This is a genomic window from Parapedobacter flavus, from assembly GCF_035818675.1.
Lineage (GTDB): Bacteria > Bacteroidota > Bacteroidia > Sphingobacteriales > Sphingobacteriaceae > Parapedobacter > Parapedobacter flavus.
In genome coordinates, this window is the sequence record NZ_JAYKZZ010000005.1 from 122,802 (window position 1) to 138,525 (window position 15,724).

Annotated in this window: 14 protein-coding genes; 9 read left to right on the plus strand and 5 right to left on the minus strand. The window is 40.5% G+C overall.

The window, feature by feature from the left end; translation table 11 throughout:
- The 7 genes from traN to U9S71_RS05695 all read left to right on the plus strand — a co-directional run bounded on the left by traN (position 1) and on the right by U9S71_RS05695 (position 6,324).
- On the plus strand, positions 1-849 hold the full coding sequence (gene traN / locus U9S71_RS05665) for a conjugative transposon protein TraN (protein WP_090624080.1): 849 nt from the start codon (positions 1-3) through the stop codon (positions 847-849).
- A gap of 89 nt (positions 850-938) precedes the next feature.
- The gene (locus tag U9S71_RS05670; RefSeq protein ID WP_090624083.1) at positions 939-2,963 is read left to right on the plus strand and encodes a type IV secretory system conjugative DNA transfer family protein; all 2,025 of its coding nucleotides are present in this window, start codon (positions 939-941) and stop codon (positions 2,961-2,963) included.
- On the plus strand, positions 2,960-3,484 hold the full coding sequence (locus U9S71_RS05675; protein ID WP_090624086.1) for a M23 family metallopeptidase: 525 nt from the start codon (positions 2,960-2,962) through the stop codon (positions 3,482-3,484). Before U9S71_RS05670 ends, U9S71_RS05675 begins: the two co-directional genes overlap by 4 nt.
- A gap of 1 nt (position 3,485) precedes the next feature.
- The gene (locus tag U9S71_RS05680) at positions 3,486-3,644 is read left to right on the plus strand and encodes a hypothetical protein (protein WP_177195011.1); all 159 of its coding nucleotides are present in this window, start codon (positions 3,486-3,488) and stop codon (positions 3,642-3,644) included.
- Entirely contained in the window at positions 3,634-4,860 is a 1,227-nt protein-coding gene (locus U9S71_RS05685) for an ArdC family protein (RefSeq protein WP_245893049.1), read from the plus strand. The genes U9S71_RS05680 and U9S71_RS05685 overlap by 11 nt, the downstream gene beginning before the upstream one ends.
- A 28-nt stretch (positions 4,861-4,888) precedes the next feature.
- Positions 4,889-5,704 (plus strand): DUF4099 domain-containing protein, encoded by an 816-nt coding sequence (locus tag U9S71_RS05690; protein ID WP_090624091.1) that lies wholly within the window; start codon positions 4,889-4,891, stop codon positions 5,702-5,704.
- 56 nt (positions 5,705-5,760) lie between these two features.
- Complete coding sequence (locus tag U9S71_RS05695; protein ID WP_143072828.1) at positions 5,761-6,324, plus strand: hypothetical protein; 564 nt, start codon at positions 5,761-5,763, stop codon at positions 6,322-6,324.
- Between the two features lie 181 nt (positions 6,325-6,505).
- Here U9S71_RS05695 and U9S71_RS05700 read toward each other — a convergent pair whose 3' ends face one another.
- From U9S71_RS05700 to U9S71_RS05720, 5 genes are all read right to left on the minus strand, one after another.
- Positions 6,506-7,588 carry a hypothetical protein gene (locus tag U9S71_RS05700; protein ID WP_090624098.1) on the minus strand — a complete coding sequence of 361 codons (1,083 nt, stop codon included), beginning with the start codon at positions 7,586-7,588 and terminating at the stop codon, positions 6,506-6,508.
- Complete coding sequence (locus U9S71_RS05705; RefSeq protein ID WP_090624100.1) at positions 7,585-8,868, minus strand: hypothetical protein; 1,284 nt, start codon at positions 8,866-8,868, stop codon at positions 7,585-7,587. The genes U9S71_RS05700 and U9S71_RS05705 overlap by 4 nt, the downstream gene beginning before the upstream one ends.
- 79 nt (positions 8,869-8,947) lie before the next feature.
- Complete coding sequence (locus U9S71_RS05710; protein WP_326325907.1) at positions 8,948-9,193, minus strand: hypothetical protein; 246 nt, start codon at positions 9,191-9,193, stop codon at positions 8,948-8,950.
- A 36-nt stretch (positions 9,194-9,229) separates the two neighbouring features.
- Complete coding sequence (locus U9S71_RS05715) at positions 9,230-9,844, minus strand: RloB family protein (RefSeq protein ID WP_090624104.1); 615 nt, start codon at positions 9,842-9,844, stop codon at positions 9,230-9,232.
- The gene (locus U9S71_RS05720; protein WP_090624107.1) at positions 9,831-11,165 is read right to left on the minus strand and encodes an AAA family ATPase; all 1,335 of its coding nucleotides are present in this window, start codon (positions 11,163-11,165) and stop codon (positions 9,831-9,833) included. Before U9S71_RS05720 ends, U9S71_RS05715 begins: the two co-directional genes overlap by 14 nt.
- Before the next feature lie 157 nt (positions 11,166-11,322).
- Between U9S71_RS05720 and U9S71_RS05725 the strand changes: the two genes are divergently transcribed.
- Positions 11,323-14,508 (plus strand): SIR2 family protein, encoded by a 3,186-nt coding sequence (locus U9S71_RS05725; protein WP_090624110.1) that lies wholly within the window; start codon positions 11,323-11,325, stop codon positions 14,506-14,508.
- A gap of 18 nt (positions 14,509-14,526) precedes the next feature.
- Positions 14,527-15,723: a DEAD/DEAH box helicase gene (locus U9S71_RS05730; protein WP_326325910.1), complete on the plus strand. Its 1,197-nt coding sequence runs from the start codon at positions 14,527-14,529 to the stop codon at positions 15,721-15,723.
- Position 15,724 lies beyond the last annotated feature (1 nt).

Here is a 15,724-nt window from a genome sequence, read left to right on the forward strand (position 1 = left end):
ATGAAAAAGAGACATCATTTTCTAATCCTTTTCCTTTTATGTTTTGTAGGATATTCCGCCCGCAGTCAACAAGCGACGGAAACCCGGTTGGGAACACTTCCCGAATTAAGCCTGCACCGTGGCCATACGGTGCATATCCTTTCACCCGAACCCATCCAATACGTTGACATCGCTTCGCACCATGTATCGGGTGACCTACCCCTTGAAAATGTATTGCGGATCAAATTAAATGAAGATACCACGCAGACAGAACACCTTGACTATGAACTTGGAACAATTACCATTGTCGGCGATAACTTCGTGGCGCAATACCGCCTAACGGTCCCATTGTGGATTAGTGACACGAGTATCCCGGCCATGTTGGAAATCAGACCGGAACACACCCGACCGTTGGAAATATCGGAAATCGGATTGAGCCGAAGCCAGATGAAAAACCTTGCACTCGGTCTGCTTACAAAAAATGTTCACCGTGCAGTACGAAGCACGAGGGATTACGGTGTGGGTATCGCATTGAACGGCATCAGTACGATAGGTGATTATATTTTCCTTGACGTGTCGTTTACCAACACATCGAACCTTTCTTACAATGTAGATGAACTCCGGTTTTTCATTGAGGACAAGAAGATCACCAAAGCAACGAACGTGCAGACCGTGGAAATCAAACCCCTGTGGCAATACCAACCATTGACGGAGTTTAAGAAAAGACACCGCAATATATTCGTACTGAAAAAGGCCACCTTTCCCGGCAGTAAGGTACTTCGGGTAACACTCACCGAAAAACAGATTTCAGGCCGGACGGTCAACCTAAAGATAAAGTACGGAGATATTCTGAAAGCCGACACCTTTTAAATCGGCTTTACCCAACCTTTGAAAATCAATTATCATGGAAGACCTCCGCCAATTGGCGGAAGACTTCCAACCTTTAAAGACAAACACTTATGGAAGAAACCAAAGAGCAACAGGGGCTTTACCGTTCCCTGCAATTTGGCATATACCTATCCGTTGTCCTCGAAGTCTTTTTGTTTTTCTATGTAGATAGATTCCTCTTGACAGGGGTAGCAAATAACAGTCTGCTACTCTTTGCGGAGAGGCTTTCGAGGGTGCCGTTCTATGCCGAATTGATAAACAGCAAACTTTTTACGCTTGTACTGATCTGTTTGGTCTCCGTCGGAACGTTAAGCCGAAAGAAAAAAGACCTCAATCCCAAGAGCCAGATCGGTTACCCTTTGGTATTGGGGGTGCTCATTCTTTTTTCGGGCTTGTGGTTACAAGGGCGTGGGGCGGCTCCGATATGGGGGCAAGTGAATTGGTGTGACCTTGCCTATGTCACGAGTGCTTTTGCGGGCGCCGTTTTGGTACACGTTGCAATGGATAACGTGTCCAAGATCATCAGCTCCAATTTGGGAAAGGATCGTTGGAACATTGAGGAAGAATCCTTTATGCAGCCGACTGAACCCGTTATAACACCGTACTCGATCAACATCCCGACCTTGTTCTATTACAGAGGGAAAGTCCGTAAAGGGTATATACCGCTTGAAAACATATTTAGGGGGTGTCTCATTTGCGGGGTTCCGGGAAGTGGGAAGTCGTTCGGGATCATCATGCCGATCATCCGCCAAATGCTGGCCAATTCGTTCACGATGTGCCTATACGATCTGAAATACCCCGATCTCGGCAAGGTGGCCTATTATCACTATCTGCTTGCCAAACAGGGCGGTCGTTGCAGAGATTACAAATTCCATGTTATCAATCTCAACGATCCCGCAAAGAGCAGACGGGTAAACCCGATGAAGCGGGCTTACCTAAACACACTTGCCGATGCTTCGGAAACGGCCGAAGCACTTGTTGAGGCCTTGAAAAAGGGAGACAAAAGCGGTGGTAGTGACCAATTCTTTACGCAGTCCGCCGTCAATTTCCTTGCCGCCTGTATCTTCTTTTTCAGTAGGTACGAAGATGGGCGTTATTCCAGCCTGCCCCATGTACTTGCCTTTCTTAATCTTTCGTATGAACAGATTTTTACGGCGCTGTTCAGTAACCAAGAGCTCGCTTCCCTTTTATCGCCGTTCATGTCTGCCTACAAGGCAAAAGCATTCGATCAGTTGGAGGGGCAAGTGGGTACCCTCAAAATCTTTATTAGCCGAATGGCCACCAAAGAAACGTTTTGGGTTTTCGGTGCGGATGATTTCGAGCTCCAGATCAGTAACCCCAAGCACCCCGGTATCTTGGTGCTCGCCAACGACCCAAGCACGCAAAGCATTAATTCCACCTGTTTGTCAGTGGTGCTTAATCGGGTTACCAAACTTATCAATACAAAGGGTAACCTGCCCATAGGTTTAGTGGTGGATGAGGCCCCCAGCTTATATATTCACCGAGTGGACATATTGGTGGCACAGGCCCGATCCAATTTATCTGGGGTCGTTTTGGGGCTTCAAGAGTTGCCTATGTTACGCCAACAGTACGGCAAAGAAACAGCGGAAACCATCACGTCCATTATGGGTAATGTGCTGTCCGGTGCGGTCAGGAGCAAGGAAACTTTGGAGTGGCTGGAACGTCTTTTTGGTAAGGTGAAGCAAACGGGTGAAAGCCTAAGCATCGACCGTACAAGAACCTCGCTTTCCTTGAACGAAAAGCTCGAACCGTTGATTCCTGCCGGAAAGATAGCATCGTTAAAAGCGGGTGAAATCGTTGGTATCGTTGCCCGTGATACGATGGAAACCTATACGGGAAAATACGAGACTACGGCGGTTAACTGCCGTGTCAATCTGGACATGGAAGCCATAAAAAAGGAAGAAGCGAATTATCGCGAACTGCCGACCTATTACGACTTCGGAGATCGAAAAGAAGAAATCCTACTGTCCAATTTTTTCCGTATCAACAGAGAAGTACAGGAGATGGTCGAGCAGTTAATGCCGACACAGGACACACCCCAGATTCCCACTCCAACCGAAACTAAAATATCATGAAGAAAACAGAACGTTCTGCCGATCAGCGGAACATATTAACTATCCCAAGCCTTGTTTTCGGGTGGTTGCTACTTGTACCCTTTATGCTTTATGGACAGGTTATCGATTACAGTCCGCCATTGGACAAGCTAAAGGTTACATCACCGTTCGGGTATCGTATTCACCCAATCAATGGTAAGGCATCGCACCATAACGGTGCCGATTTCGCCGCCCGTTCCGACCCTGTATTCAATGTGCTTGACGGTCGGGTCAAAGCAACCGGAAAGCATAAAGCACTTGGTAAATATGTACGGGTACTTCACGGAGACGTGGAAACCATTTACGGACACCTTTCCCGAATACTCGTTTCGCCCGGTGATACGGTAACGGTGGGGCAACCCATCGGTATTACGGGAGCAACGGGCAGAGTTACGGGTGAGCATTTGCATTTCTCGGTCAAATTCAAAGGGAGATACCTTGACCCTTTGAAATTCCTGGACAGCCTTAGAGAACAATCGGATAAACCTTTAAACATCGAATAATATGGACTATCATTTAAGATCACTACAACAAAAACTAAGTATCCTAGCCAGTGGCGAGGATATTGGTATAACCCCACAGGAAGCCGCCATTTATGGCGTGGAATACGCCGACGAATGGCCGGAAGACGAATCCCCGGAGGTGGATGAATATGAGCAGTAAAAATTCAAAATCCCTGCATGAAATAGTTGCAGAGAATATCATCAAGAAACTCGAACAAGGCACAGCACCGTGGCAGAAGCCGTGGAATGACAACGGCCCGGCCTTTGAATTTCCGTACAACGCCACAACAGGAAAACGCTATAAAGGGATAAACATTTTCTCCCTTGCGATGGCCGACCGTGACGACCCCCGATGGATGACCTTTAAGCAAGCATCGGAAAAAGGCTGGCAAGTACGGAAAGGTGAAAAGGCTTCCCTTATCCAGTATGTCAAACTACACCAATTGGTACCTAAAAAAGACGAACAGGGTAAACCAATTTTGGACGAAAAAGGAAAACCCGTAAAGGTTCAGGTAAGGTTGGACAGACCGATCATTACAACCGCTTGGGTGTTCAATGCGGAGCAGATCAACGGTATCGAACCTTTGGTTAAACCCGATGTAAAACAATTTCAATGGAGCCCTATCGAAAGGGCAGAAAATCTCATTCAGGCTTCGGGAGCGACCATAACCCACAGAGCGGGCGATAAAGCATTTTATAGCCCACTCCGTGACAGTATTACCATGCCTTTTCGTGAGCAATTCGATGCACCGGATAAATACTATGCCACCGTACTCCATGAACTCGGCCATTGGACAGGACACGAAAACCGTCTGGACAGACGCCTTATAAACAGATATGGAACAGAGGGGTATGCCCGCGAGGAACTCCGCGCCGAAATCGCATCCATGCTCATAGGTCAGGAGCTCCATATCGGCCACGATCCCGGCCAACACGTTGCCTACGTGGACAGTTGGATTCAGATATTGCGTGATACACCTTTTGAAATACACGCCGCCGCTGCCGATGCTGAAAAAATCCTTAATTACATATTGGCATTTGAGCAAAAAAGGGAAATCAAGGCAGCCGCCGATGTGGCGGTCGAAGAACACACCGTAACACAACCACAAAAGGCGAAAGAAGCCGCCCTTTCTATGGGTGATGAAATCGCCTATAACAATACGGTGTACAGGGTGCAAGGCCATCTGAAACGTGGACGTATGCGTGTGGAAGACGTAACGACTGGAAATGTATTTTCCCTGTCCAAGACAGACCGGCTATATAATTCCCTGCTCCAAGCCAAACAGCACCCCGAAGCTGTCAAGGTAGGTGCAGACCTGCACCGCCCGGTACATGCCGAAAAGGAGGCTGTTGCCGCCTATGGTATCAGAAGATAAAATCTAAAACTTAACAAACAATTACATCATGAAATATCCCATCAACGAAAATGAAATGCCCCTAAATGAACTTGAAAAATTGGGGCTTTACAAAGACGGAGGGTTCAGTATCAGTCCGGAGAATATCGATGCCCTGCTTGCAGGAAGAAGAACCGATATGTTGAGTATGGCAGGTCTGAATATCGACGGGTTTGCCATCCGACAACTGGATGCGAAGTTATCCCTTAGCCGAGGTGAGGACGGTACTGTCCAGCTTAACATACATCCGATCTATCGTGAACCACAATGGCACCCGTTATTAAGTGACGACGAGGAAAAAGCATTGATCGCCGGAGAAAAAAACGTAGTGAGCAAGGAACAGGAGATCGGAGGAAACAAAAAGAAAAAAGTCATCATTGAGTATGACGACTTGACAAGGGAATTTGTTGCGTATGAACCCGACGAAGTGCAGGCCCCGATCAGAGTAAACGGCGAAGAACTTTCGGAAAAGCAACAGGAGGCTTTCCGTAACGGCGAAGTCGTGGAACTCAAAGACGGAACGAAAATTCAGCACTCGGCAACGGACAATAAGGGGATTCGTTCAGACAGTAAACGGCTTATCCTATCCGTGCTATTGGACGGCGGTATCTCATACTTGGTATTCCGTGGTATCAATAACCTAAGAGGTAGGCTCGAACCACAAAGTGAGGGGTACAGCGAGGGGTATAACCGTGCTTTGTCCGATATGATGATGGCCGACAAAAAGCTAAGGGAAAAAGGGAACGAGAAAACCGTTCAAGACCTTGCGCAACATCTTCATGATAAACAAGAGAGCAGGGGCTATACCCGCACCGTTGCGAGGTAATGTTATTTCTCCAATTAAAACCCGAAGTACGGAACTTCTTTGCTCCCTATGTGGGTATGGTCGAAGATAAAATTCTGTTTACTTATACATTGGGAAATCAGGTCATAGACCATGAACGTTGGAACGAAAACGGCGCTCGTATTCCGGTAAGCAAAGGTGTATGGTTGGTGACGGATAGCTTGCCTTTATCCGTCACCGACCTTTTTATCGGTCATTCTGCTTGTGATATAATGTGCTTCTGCCATTATTACCCCAATTGGATTAATCCACACCGTTCGAGTGCGTTTGCTTCATTGGGGTTGTTGCCGACCAAAGAACAGTTTACTTGGCTAAAATCCCTTTTCACCAATGCCAAAATACATACGGTATTTGACGGGGGAATAAGTGGTCGTGTAGCTGATTGTAAAGTTGCGACTTGGCAACTTGGTAAGAACGCAAGGTTTAGTATTGTTGATGACCACGGAGAGTTTTACTGCAACAAAAAGAAGTATCGTATCCCGGTCAGTATTTTTTCATTGAACCGTTTTGAAAAATTATCGGGTATCCGTGCAGGTATCAGGACCCATAAACCAAAAGCACCATTTGAAACGTTCTATCAATCCTTTACAAACGTGGGTTAATCTGAACCAGCCTACCCAAACCCCTGATCCTTTATTGGGTCAGGGGTAAAAGTAAGGGGGTTTTTTGATTTTGTTGAAGGGGATTTATAAGCAAAGTCATTTATAAAGATTACTAATGACGTTCTAAGTGCTAATAGTAGATTGAATAATTACTCTAATCAAATAGTGGTTTAAGCGTATATTAATATTCTCCAAATACAATTGCTTTTGAATAAACTTCATGAAACTCTGGTGGTAACCCACAAGCTTTATTTAAATATTCAGAGAGTCGAAGTGCAAAATTTGATGTATGTTTATCTTTTTCAGAGATTCCTTTAGCATAAGTATACTTAGTAGGATCAGTAGATAAAAAGCAAAATGACAATTCCTTTAAATACAATGGAAGTATATTAAAATTCATTGGGTTCTCAAACACCAGTCTTACAAGCTCGACGAAAGTATCCCATTCAGGTAAGGCTAAATCTTTATCTGGTATTGTATTACCACTGGATCTTTTGCGTAGTTCATTGAGGTATTCGTAGTTAGCGATGCCTCCATAAATTATTATTTTCAAATCGTTACTTAAATCATCCTTGGTTTTTAATGAAATGTATCTGGTAAAGACTTCGGTAATAATTTGATTTAGACTAATTGCCATAAGTGAATAATGGTGCATTACGAGTGAAAGATGAAGTTTATTGGCTGGGTCCAATTCTCCTTTTAGTACTCTAAGGATTGACAATCCTGATCGAACTTGAAAATTACTTATTTTATCGTTCCAAAAATTAGTTCTAGCATATTCGCACAACTGCTTTAATCTTGGGAATTTTTTGTCGATTTCCATAAAGCGATCCCAATGATCTATATCAATTAATGAACTAAATAGCGGTTCTAAATAGTCTGCTGTTGCATGAGAATAGAAATTAAAATCGTTATCAGAAAACAACTGAACATCGAAAGTATTCGCAGTTAATTGGTGTTCCTTCTCAATATCTTTGGTTAATAATATAAGCCCTTTCTTAGCTCCGAAGTACTCCATTAATCCTTTCATCCATAAAGCCCTAGTAATTCCAGATTGGCCTTTTAATGTTTTACAATCGCCCAAAATAATTTGAAACCGACCTGTTATTTCTGGTGCAAGCGCAAGAGCATCAATATCTGTAACTAACTTGGGGGCCGCTGAAATTTGAGTTTGAGAAAGTACATTCACTTCTAAATGTGGATACCAATTTCGTCGAACAAAGTACTCAATTACTCTGATTTTTAAATTTCTATCTTTTATCATCTTGAAATACTTTTTAGTAAGAGATTATCCAACTCTTCTTTTGCTTCTTCTCCTAACATTACTGTTTCGGTTTGTCGTAATCTTGCAGAAGATACGATAGATTCAATATAAGTTTGATCCTGTTGTAAAGCAATTCTTGCTTCTTGGTCTACTTCCATATTAGATAAGCTTCCTTCATTTAGCAACCTAATTGCTAAATCTAATGCTCTGATATTTTCTTCAGAATTTATGAGAACAAATCTGTATCGATCATCCTGCATTTTTTCAAGACGTCCAACTTTTAAAACAGACAACTGATAATACTGAGCATACGTTTCTGACGTTGGCTTTAGCCATCCGTCTCTTTTTAATGCATTCAATAAGGCACTAGGCCACCTTATTGGATATTTATTAGCTAATAACTGCCCCTGTCTTACAGACGCGAGGAGCGCCATAGCTCGCTCATAAATTTCCCTATTAGTTGGGTTCAACTTTGACAAACCAGGAGCGGGAGTAAATAAAAAGAAATTTTGTCCTGCATGACCTGTTGTAATTGCTGGTGGTTTCACCGCACCATCTTGAGCCAATCTTTTAAGAATCTGGAGCTCTTGAACGGTAATTGATTCACCGTTAATACTCATAGTTTTCTCAATAATACTTAATGGCCAACCTTGTGCCTTTTTTACTAATTCTAATACCCTCTTAATTGTACTGGCTCCGGATTTTGCGGTTAAGTCAGCAAAAACATCAACGTTTTCTGAAAAAAACAAAGGACTGATCAATATTTCTCGACCTCTTGCTCTTTTGGACATTATATATCCGCCTTCTGTTCCGAACTGTAAGTTTCGATCAACAATTTTTTTCTCAGCACCAAGGGAGTATATATTACTGCGTTCGGTAGGAGAATTAGTCAGTTCCGAAAGTATTCTTAAAGCTAATTGTTCAGGTTCATTAAATCCCATCTCTGTAACAGCATATTCTCCCACCGTGGAGTAGATATCGTCGAAAAATGGAATTTGCGGTTGAATTTGCTTAATCGTCGATTTTTGAGAGTAGAGTTTAACGAATTCAATTTCTTCAAGATTTTTTAGAATATCCTTTAATAAAATTGGAGGTATTTTGAAATAATAATCCGAAACAAGTTTTAGCTTTTCGTATTCCAAAAGAGGTAGTCCACGTAAATGCAAAGCAAGGTTAACCATCATCCCAATACGTGGTAAAAATTCAAATTCTGGGATATTTTTGCCAGCTAATGCAGTTGTAATATCATAACATTGAGCTGCGGTATTTTGATTACTCATAAGTCTTGTAATAGTTGTTGAAAAATTAGTATCTGCTTAGCCCTGAGTTCTCACTAAATTACCTAATTTATAATACATTTTACCAATCAGTAGGTTCAATACGGTCCAATTTTATCATCACCTTTTGCCTCAATCTTGGTGACGAGAAGAAAAGACTTCTTTTTTCAATTACTTTGAAATAATACCCATCGTCATTCATATTTTCATTTTCGCATTGGAGATATATTTCCTCTCCTATATCCGGTACATTCGGGAGTATATCGAAAGACTTTAGGTCAATAACGTCACCTTTGTAATAAAATTCTAATTCATACGGTTTATTCATACTTAAGTTTTTTAAAGTTATTAAAACATAGAACGGTTACTCCTTGGTTTGCCAATGCTTACCCAAAAAGGTTAGCAGTTTTTCAGAGAGTTGATATAATTTGCTGACAAATTTCTCTGGAAAGTAATGATCTTTATGCAAATCAGCATTGGAAGCGTTTATCGTAGCAGTTCCAATAAGCATTGCGAAATCGTCCTTATTGTACCCTCCGACAACCAAGTTTGCCAGATTCCTCTTCAACTTCCTAGCAGAATCGAGTTCAACTGGAATCACATCTAATATGTGATAATGTAACCATACTTCAAAGGAAGGGTTACTTATGGCAAGAGACCAATTCGCTTCTTGTTCGCTATGTTTGTGCAAATCATCTATCTCCTTACGAGGCCATCGATCAACATCTAAAACAAACCAAACAAAGTCCTCAGGCTCAACGCCATATTCCTCGTCGTATTTGGCCAGTCTCTCAGTCAAATACTTCGCAGCTGATTTTCCTTCTTCGCGAGGAACGATTTCAACAACTACTCGCTGATTTATAGCACCAAAAAAGCTAAAATAGTCATCCTCTCGCTGTCCCTCGGCAACAATGACAAATTTACGGAAATCCCTATGAGGTTTTCCTTTTTTGTATTCTCTATTCTTACTCCTCGGCATACTCTTCAAGTCTTAATTTCCTTAAATCTCCGAGAAACGGAATAGCACCAAATCGGCCAGAAAGATACCCCTTTCTTATGTCCAAATCGGGTCTTACATTATATTCACTCAATGGATACAGATGGGTAGCTCCCTCTTTATTTTTTTCTGCAAACCATATTTCATCTTGTCTAAATAAATCCAAATCCAAGAGGTTCGACTCATGTGTGGTAAAAATCAATTGGCCAACTTTATTTGGATTATCTTGTATCTGCGCAACAAATTCTTTTAATAAAGTAGGATGTATGCTTTGGTCGATTTCATCAATCATGACGGTTATTGGAAATTTTTCCAAAATATACAGAACTGGAATAAAATCAATCAATCTCAACGTTCCATCAGACTCATCAAAAAGTTCAAACTTGACTTTTTTTCCAGATGGGGTCATGTGATAAGATACTACTTTTTTGATTACTGGCTTCCCGTCCTCGAGCATAGCGACAGCATTTTTGCTATCTCCAACACGTTCCATTTCCCCAGATTTTATCAATTTTAGAATCCTGTCTTTTTCGTGCTTGTTGTCCTCGCCAAAATATTGATCGAAGTCAAGTGTTTGGATATCCAATTCTTTTATTCCAGTATCGAATTTGCTTATAAGACCATTTGTGAAAGACTTGAAATCTTCATCATCGATAAAACTATATGTTAGACCGGCATATTGCATTCCGGGCAAGATTACAATCAAGCCTTTCTCGATCCACTTGTAGGCCCGATTGATTTCCTTGAATTTCTTGTCCTTAACCAACGAAATAAATGGAACACTTGGCTCTAGAAGATCTTCCTCATATACTTGGATGAGCAATCGATCCTTTTGACTTTTCAGATATTTGGGTGCCATATTTATTTTAGTATTCCCAGATTTATCAATCTTTCTTTCAAAAATGAGATCATCGTCCTTTTTCCCATAATTTAAAAGATATAGCCATTCTTCTTGAATAGTACTACCTATGAAGACCATACCATAAGAGTAACCTACTTCTTCGATAAGAAATTCTACTTCAAGTGTTGAGGGTCTTTCATCTTCTGATAATTTAAATGATACATCATCATTAAAACTGTCGAGAGATCCTGCCGTCACAAGCTCCGATAAAAAATTAATGGCTAAGATCAGATTTGATTTCCCTGCACCGTTAGCACCATAAATGACGGCACTTTTTAAAATGTCGACTTTTGGGAATGAATATACATGGTTTGGATGCCGTCTTACATCCCCTGTCAACATATTAAATTCTGTCTCATCCTTGAAAGACAGGAAATTGTCCGCTACAAATCTAATTAACATTTTCGTCGTTGTTTGTATGTAAAAACGATTATATCGCTATAATGTTGTTTAAAAAATATTATTTTTTGTAATTTTGATGCAAGTATAACGAAAAAATCGTTGTAAATATAAAAATTTGTACATTTGTAACGGTATGAATTTTAAGAAATAGGATTCAATGAGCAACAATTACATATTAGAACTTGATCAGTTCATTAGGTCGGTGGAGATCAGCAAAACGGATTTTTTTACTGTACTCCTTGGTGCGGGTGCCTCTATTAACTCTGGTATAAAGTCTGCTGACGAATGTGTGTGGGAATGGAAAAGAGATATCTACGCCTCAAAGGCAACAACACACAAACTTGGTAAATTAGATGATAAGTCTGAACAGGTGAGACAAGCTGTACAGACATGGCTCGATAATGAAGGTATTTATCCCGATGCAGGTTCAATAGAAGAGTACTCTTTTTACATAGAAAAATGCTTTCCAATTGAAGATGATCGCCGTAAATATTTCCAACGTTTATGCGAAAGAAAAGAACCCTCTGTTGGTTATAAGTTATTGTGCTTGCTTAGTGAATTGGGTACAGTCAAATCGATATGGACTACAAACTTCGATGATCTCTGTCGTGACGCAGCCATAAAGACTGGCAACACAATTATCGACGTCACGTTGGATTCGGTTGAAAGAATTATTCGCCCAATTAATACATCTGAATTGCTATTGATAAAATTACATGGTGACTACAAGTATGGACAGCTGAAAAATACCGACGAAGAGTTAAAGACTCAAGACGAAACATTCAGATCACATTTGATAGATTATTTGAAAGATAAGCATCTTATTGTTTCAGGTTATAGTGGCAGAGATAAATCTATCATGTCTGCGTTAAAAGAAAGTTATTCCAAGCAAGGATCAGGAAGATTATACTGGTGCGGGTACGGACAGAATCCGTCGGATGAAGTCCTTGATTTGATAACTTGGGCGAGACAACATGGACGTTCTGCTTTTTATATACCAACAGATGGCTTTGACAAGCTGATGATAAGTTTGGCAAAGGAATGTTGTAAAGATCATACTAAATTAGTTGAAAAATTTAGCGATTGCCTAAAGGCTGAAAAGCAAGAAATTAATCGTTCTCCGTTTTCTATTGAGACAGGGAAATTGAATGCCATAATTAAAGGAAATCTTTTTCCTCTCAAATTACCAAAGGAGGCCTTTCAATTCCAGTCAGATTTGGCCACGGGGTTACAGCCATGGAAAGAGATTAAAAACTTGGTTAAGCCCTATTCTATAGTTGCCGTTCCACATAGAGGTTACGTATGGGCGTTGGGAACATTATCCGATATAAACACGTGTTTTGAAGGACATATTGAAGGATCGATAACACGCGCACCAATTGATAATTTAGAATTGTGGAAAGACACAGCAATATACAATCTTTTGTTATCATCCTTAACGAGAGCATTGTCAGCGCCTAAGGGATTGCGTTCAAACGGAAAAAACTTGATCTGGAAAACCGAGCCCACGTCTCATAGGATATTCCAAAATATCATGTATTCCACGCATGAAGCCATAAGGTTGTCAATCACAACTGACGGAAAACGCTATTATTTATCATTATTACCCGATTTCAGAATAAATTCCGATGATCCAAATGCGAAAATTTCTAAGGAAGTTAGGCAGGACGTAGGTAGGACCTATTTCGATAAGTTAAGAAACAAAGCCTTTGACGAATATTTATTTTCATGGAGAAAACTGTTGTTGAAAGGTTCTAACGATAAATTGCTCGTAGAGTATCCACATTCCTCTGCATCTGGATTCAATTTCGAAATCTACCGATTGCCTTTATTTTCGAAGGTTTCTCAGTCAGGAAACAAACCGGAGATACAACTTAGCGAAAAATTCCCTAAAGCCGTATTGCATTTTAATGGTATTCAATATAAAGAGCCAGAGTTAGCTTTTTCTCCTAAAAATGCTGCTATGAGTGTAGTTCCAAAGGATTTTCATCCCATGAGAGGACTGAAAGACAATGCTCCATCGGACAGTGGATTAACAGGTCATTTATATGACGAAAAAATAAACTTGGGTGTGATTTGCCCTCGTGAAGACAGCCAAGCATTTTCGAAGTTTCTGAATCAACACAATACAATAATCAGTTCAAATAATAAAAATGCCGATTATCTTATCGACTATCCGGGTTTTTTTAATGTATATAAAGTCAGTCTGAATATACCTTTAGTTGATTCGGAAAATTGGTTAACTTGTCCTGAACCGACAATCAAATCTTCTCTGAAAGAAACTGCTTTTGACCTTCGGGATAAAATCATCAATAGAATCGACCAACAAATTAAGAATGAAGTTAAAAAGGTTATTGTAATTTATATACCGGATAGATGGCTATCCTATACTTCGTTTCAAGAGGAAAATGAAGATTTCGATCTGCACGATTATATCAAAGCTTATTGTGCGGAAAAGGGTGTGGCCACACAATTCATTCAACAGGATACAATTAATAGCGTTTTGCAGTGTCAAATCAATTGGTGGCTATCACTGTCCTACTATGTCAAGTCTTTACGTACGCCTTGGGTATTAGAAAACTTGGATAAAAGTACCGCTTTTGCAGGCATAGGGTATAGCGTTTCAAATAAAAAATCAGCCAGAGGCAGTATTGTTTTGGGGTGCAGTCATATCTATAACTCAGAGGGTCAGGGATTAAAATACAAGCTCTCAAAGGTTGAAGACCAATTGTATTGGGACAAACAAGACAGACCCCATTTGTCTTATAATGACGCTTTTCGATTTGGCTTATCCATAAAGGAACTTTTCTTTAATGCAATGGATGAACTCCCTAAACGGGTCGTCGTTCACAAGAGGAACTATTTTACTCAGGACGAAATCAATGGGCTAAAGGACAGTTTGCTTAGTAACGGTGTAACAAACATCGATTTAATAGAGGTAAACTTTGCCGATGATATCCGTTTTTTGGCTACTAAAATAGCAGTAGGGATGCCGCAAGCGGATGATTATGCCGTTCCAAGAGGGACCTGTATTGCTTTCGACGAGTATTCAGCATTTCTATGGACACATGGTATTGTTCCATCCGTTAGGAATCAGGCTTGGCGGTACTATTTAGGAGGGAAATATATACCAGGCCCGCTAAAAATCACGAAACATTATGGAGAAAGTAACATTGGAACCATTGCCAACGAAATTCTCGGTTTGACAAAAATGAATTGGAATTCATTCGATTTATATAGTCAATTACCAGCTACTTTGAATTCCTCCAATGAAATTGCAAGAATTGGACGTCTACTTTCTAAGCGTGATGGAATAACCTATGACTACCGATATTTTATTTAACAAACCAATATAAAAATTATGGCGTATTTCTCCTCAAACTATAACCGGATTAATTATCCAATAAGCGACGGTGCTACTCCCGGATTACGTAACGCTCAAATTGGAGCGATTCACGCGATAGGGGCTCATTTTTCTATACACGATAAAGAACCTGCTTTGATTGTAATGCCAACTGGATCAGGAAAGACTGCTGTTCTAAATCTCTCAGCGTATTTATTGCGGGATAATCGAGTTTTGGTCATTAGTTCCAGTGTTTTGGTTAGGGGACAGATTAAAAATGAATTTTCTACTTTAAAGACTTTAAAAGAATCGTCTGTCTTTGCGAAAGATATTCCGACACCGACTGTTAAGGAAATTAGATCCCCGATTAAGTCTATGGAAGAGTGGGAAGCCCTTAAAGATTTTGATGCGGTTATTGGCATACCTAATAGTATAAACGAGGGCATTAACCTTGCGTTTGGCCCACCTAAGAATTTATTCGATTTAATCTTGGTGGATGAAGCACATCACGTTCCCGCTTTCACTTGGACTAATATCATCGAAGCATTTCCTCACGCAAAAAAAATATTCTTTACTGCTACACCATTTCGGCGTGATAAGCGTGAAATCAAGGGAAAGATTGTATTCAGTTACCCTCTATCAAAGGCATATGAGGATAAAATTTTCGGAGATTTAGGATATTATCCTGTTTTGCCAAATAATGAGCATCCTGATTTAGCGATAGCTAAAGCTACAGAAGCTGTTTTTAAGGAAGACAAAGAAGCAGGCTTACGACATTTCATTATGGTTAGAACAGAAACAAAGGAACATGCCGATGCTTTGGATACACTTTATAAAGAGAATACCTCATTAAGTCTTATTAAAGTTGATAGTACCAAAACCTATAGTTTTATTAAGAAAACCATCGAAAAACTAAAAGCGGGAGAACTCGACGGTATCATCTGTGTGGATATGTTAGGCGAAGGCTTTGATTTTCCAAATTTAAAAATTGCAGCGATACACAGCCCCAAAAAGTCTTTAGCGAACACGATGCAATTTATAGGAAGATTTGCCCGAACGAATGCTGCTGATATCGGTGAAGCAAAATTTTTGGCTATTCCAAGCGATATAGAGATAGGTAAAAAAAGATTATATGCGGAGGGCGCGATTTGGAACGATATCATTAAAAATTTATCTGATTCTCCGCAAACACACCTAATATTTTTAGTATATTAGC

Excerpts from the sequence above, each read along its gene's own strand:
- U9S71_RS05725 (WP_090624110.1), top strand. The coding sequence starts at position 11,323 with ATGAGCAACAATTACATATTAGAACTTGATCAGTTCATTAGGTCGGTG.
- U9S71_RS05710 (WP_326325907.1), bottom strand. The coding sequence starts at position 9,193 with ATGAATAAACCGTATGAATTAGAATTTTATTACAAAGGTGACGTTATT.
- traN (WP_090624080.1), top strand. The coding sequence starts at position 1 with ATGAAAAAGAGACATCATTTTCTAATCCTTTTCCTTTTATGTTTTGTA.
- U9S71_RS05670 (WP_090624083.1), top strand. The coding sequence starts at position 939 with ATGGAAGAAACCAAAGAGCAACAGGGGCTTTACCGTTCCCTGCAATTT.
- U9S71_RS05695 (WP_143072828.1), top strand. The coding sequence starts at position 5,761 with ATGGTCGAAGATAAAATTCTGTTTACTTATACATTGGGAAATCAGGTC.
- U9S71_RS05730 (WP_326325910.1), top strand. The coding sequence starts at position 14,527 with ATGGCGTATTTCTCCTCAAACTATAACCGGATTAATTATCCAATAAGC.
- U9S71_RS05680 (WP_177195011.1), top strand. The coding sequence starts at position 3,486 with ATGGACTATCATTTAAGATCACTACAACAAAAACTAAGTATCCTAGCC.
- U9S71_RS05720 (WP_090624107.1), bottom strand. The coding sequence starts at position 11,165 with ATGTTAATTAGATTTGTAGCGGACAATTTCCTGTCTTTCAAGGATGAG.
- U9S71_RS05690 (WP_090624091.1), top strand. The coding sequence starts at position 4,889 with ATGAAATATCCCATCAACGAAAATGAAATGCCCCTAAATGAACTTGAA.
- U9S71_RS05675 (WP_090624086.1), top strand. The coding sequence starts at position 2,960 with ATGAAGAAAACAGAACGTTCTGCCGATCAGCGGAACATATTAACTATC.
- U9S71_RS05685 (WP_245893049.1), top strand. The coding sequence starts at position 3,634 with ATGAGCAGTAAAAATTCAAAATCCCTGCATGAAATAGTTGCAGAGAAT.
- U9S71_RS05700 (WP_090624098.1), bottom strand. The coding sequence starts at position 7,588 with ATGATAAAAGATAGAAATTTAAAAATCAGAGTAATTGAGTACTTTGTT.
- U9S71_RS05705 (WP_090624100.1), bottom strand. The coding sequence starts at position 8,868 with ATGAGTAATCAAAATACCGCAGCTCAATGTTATGATATTACAACTGCA.
- U9S71_RS05715 (WP_090624104.1), bottom strand. The coding sequence starts at position 9,844 with ATGCCGAGGAGTAAGAATAGAGAATACAAAAAAGGAAAACCTCATAGG.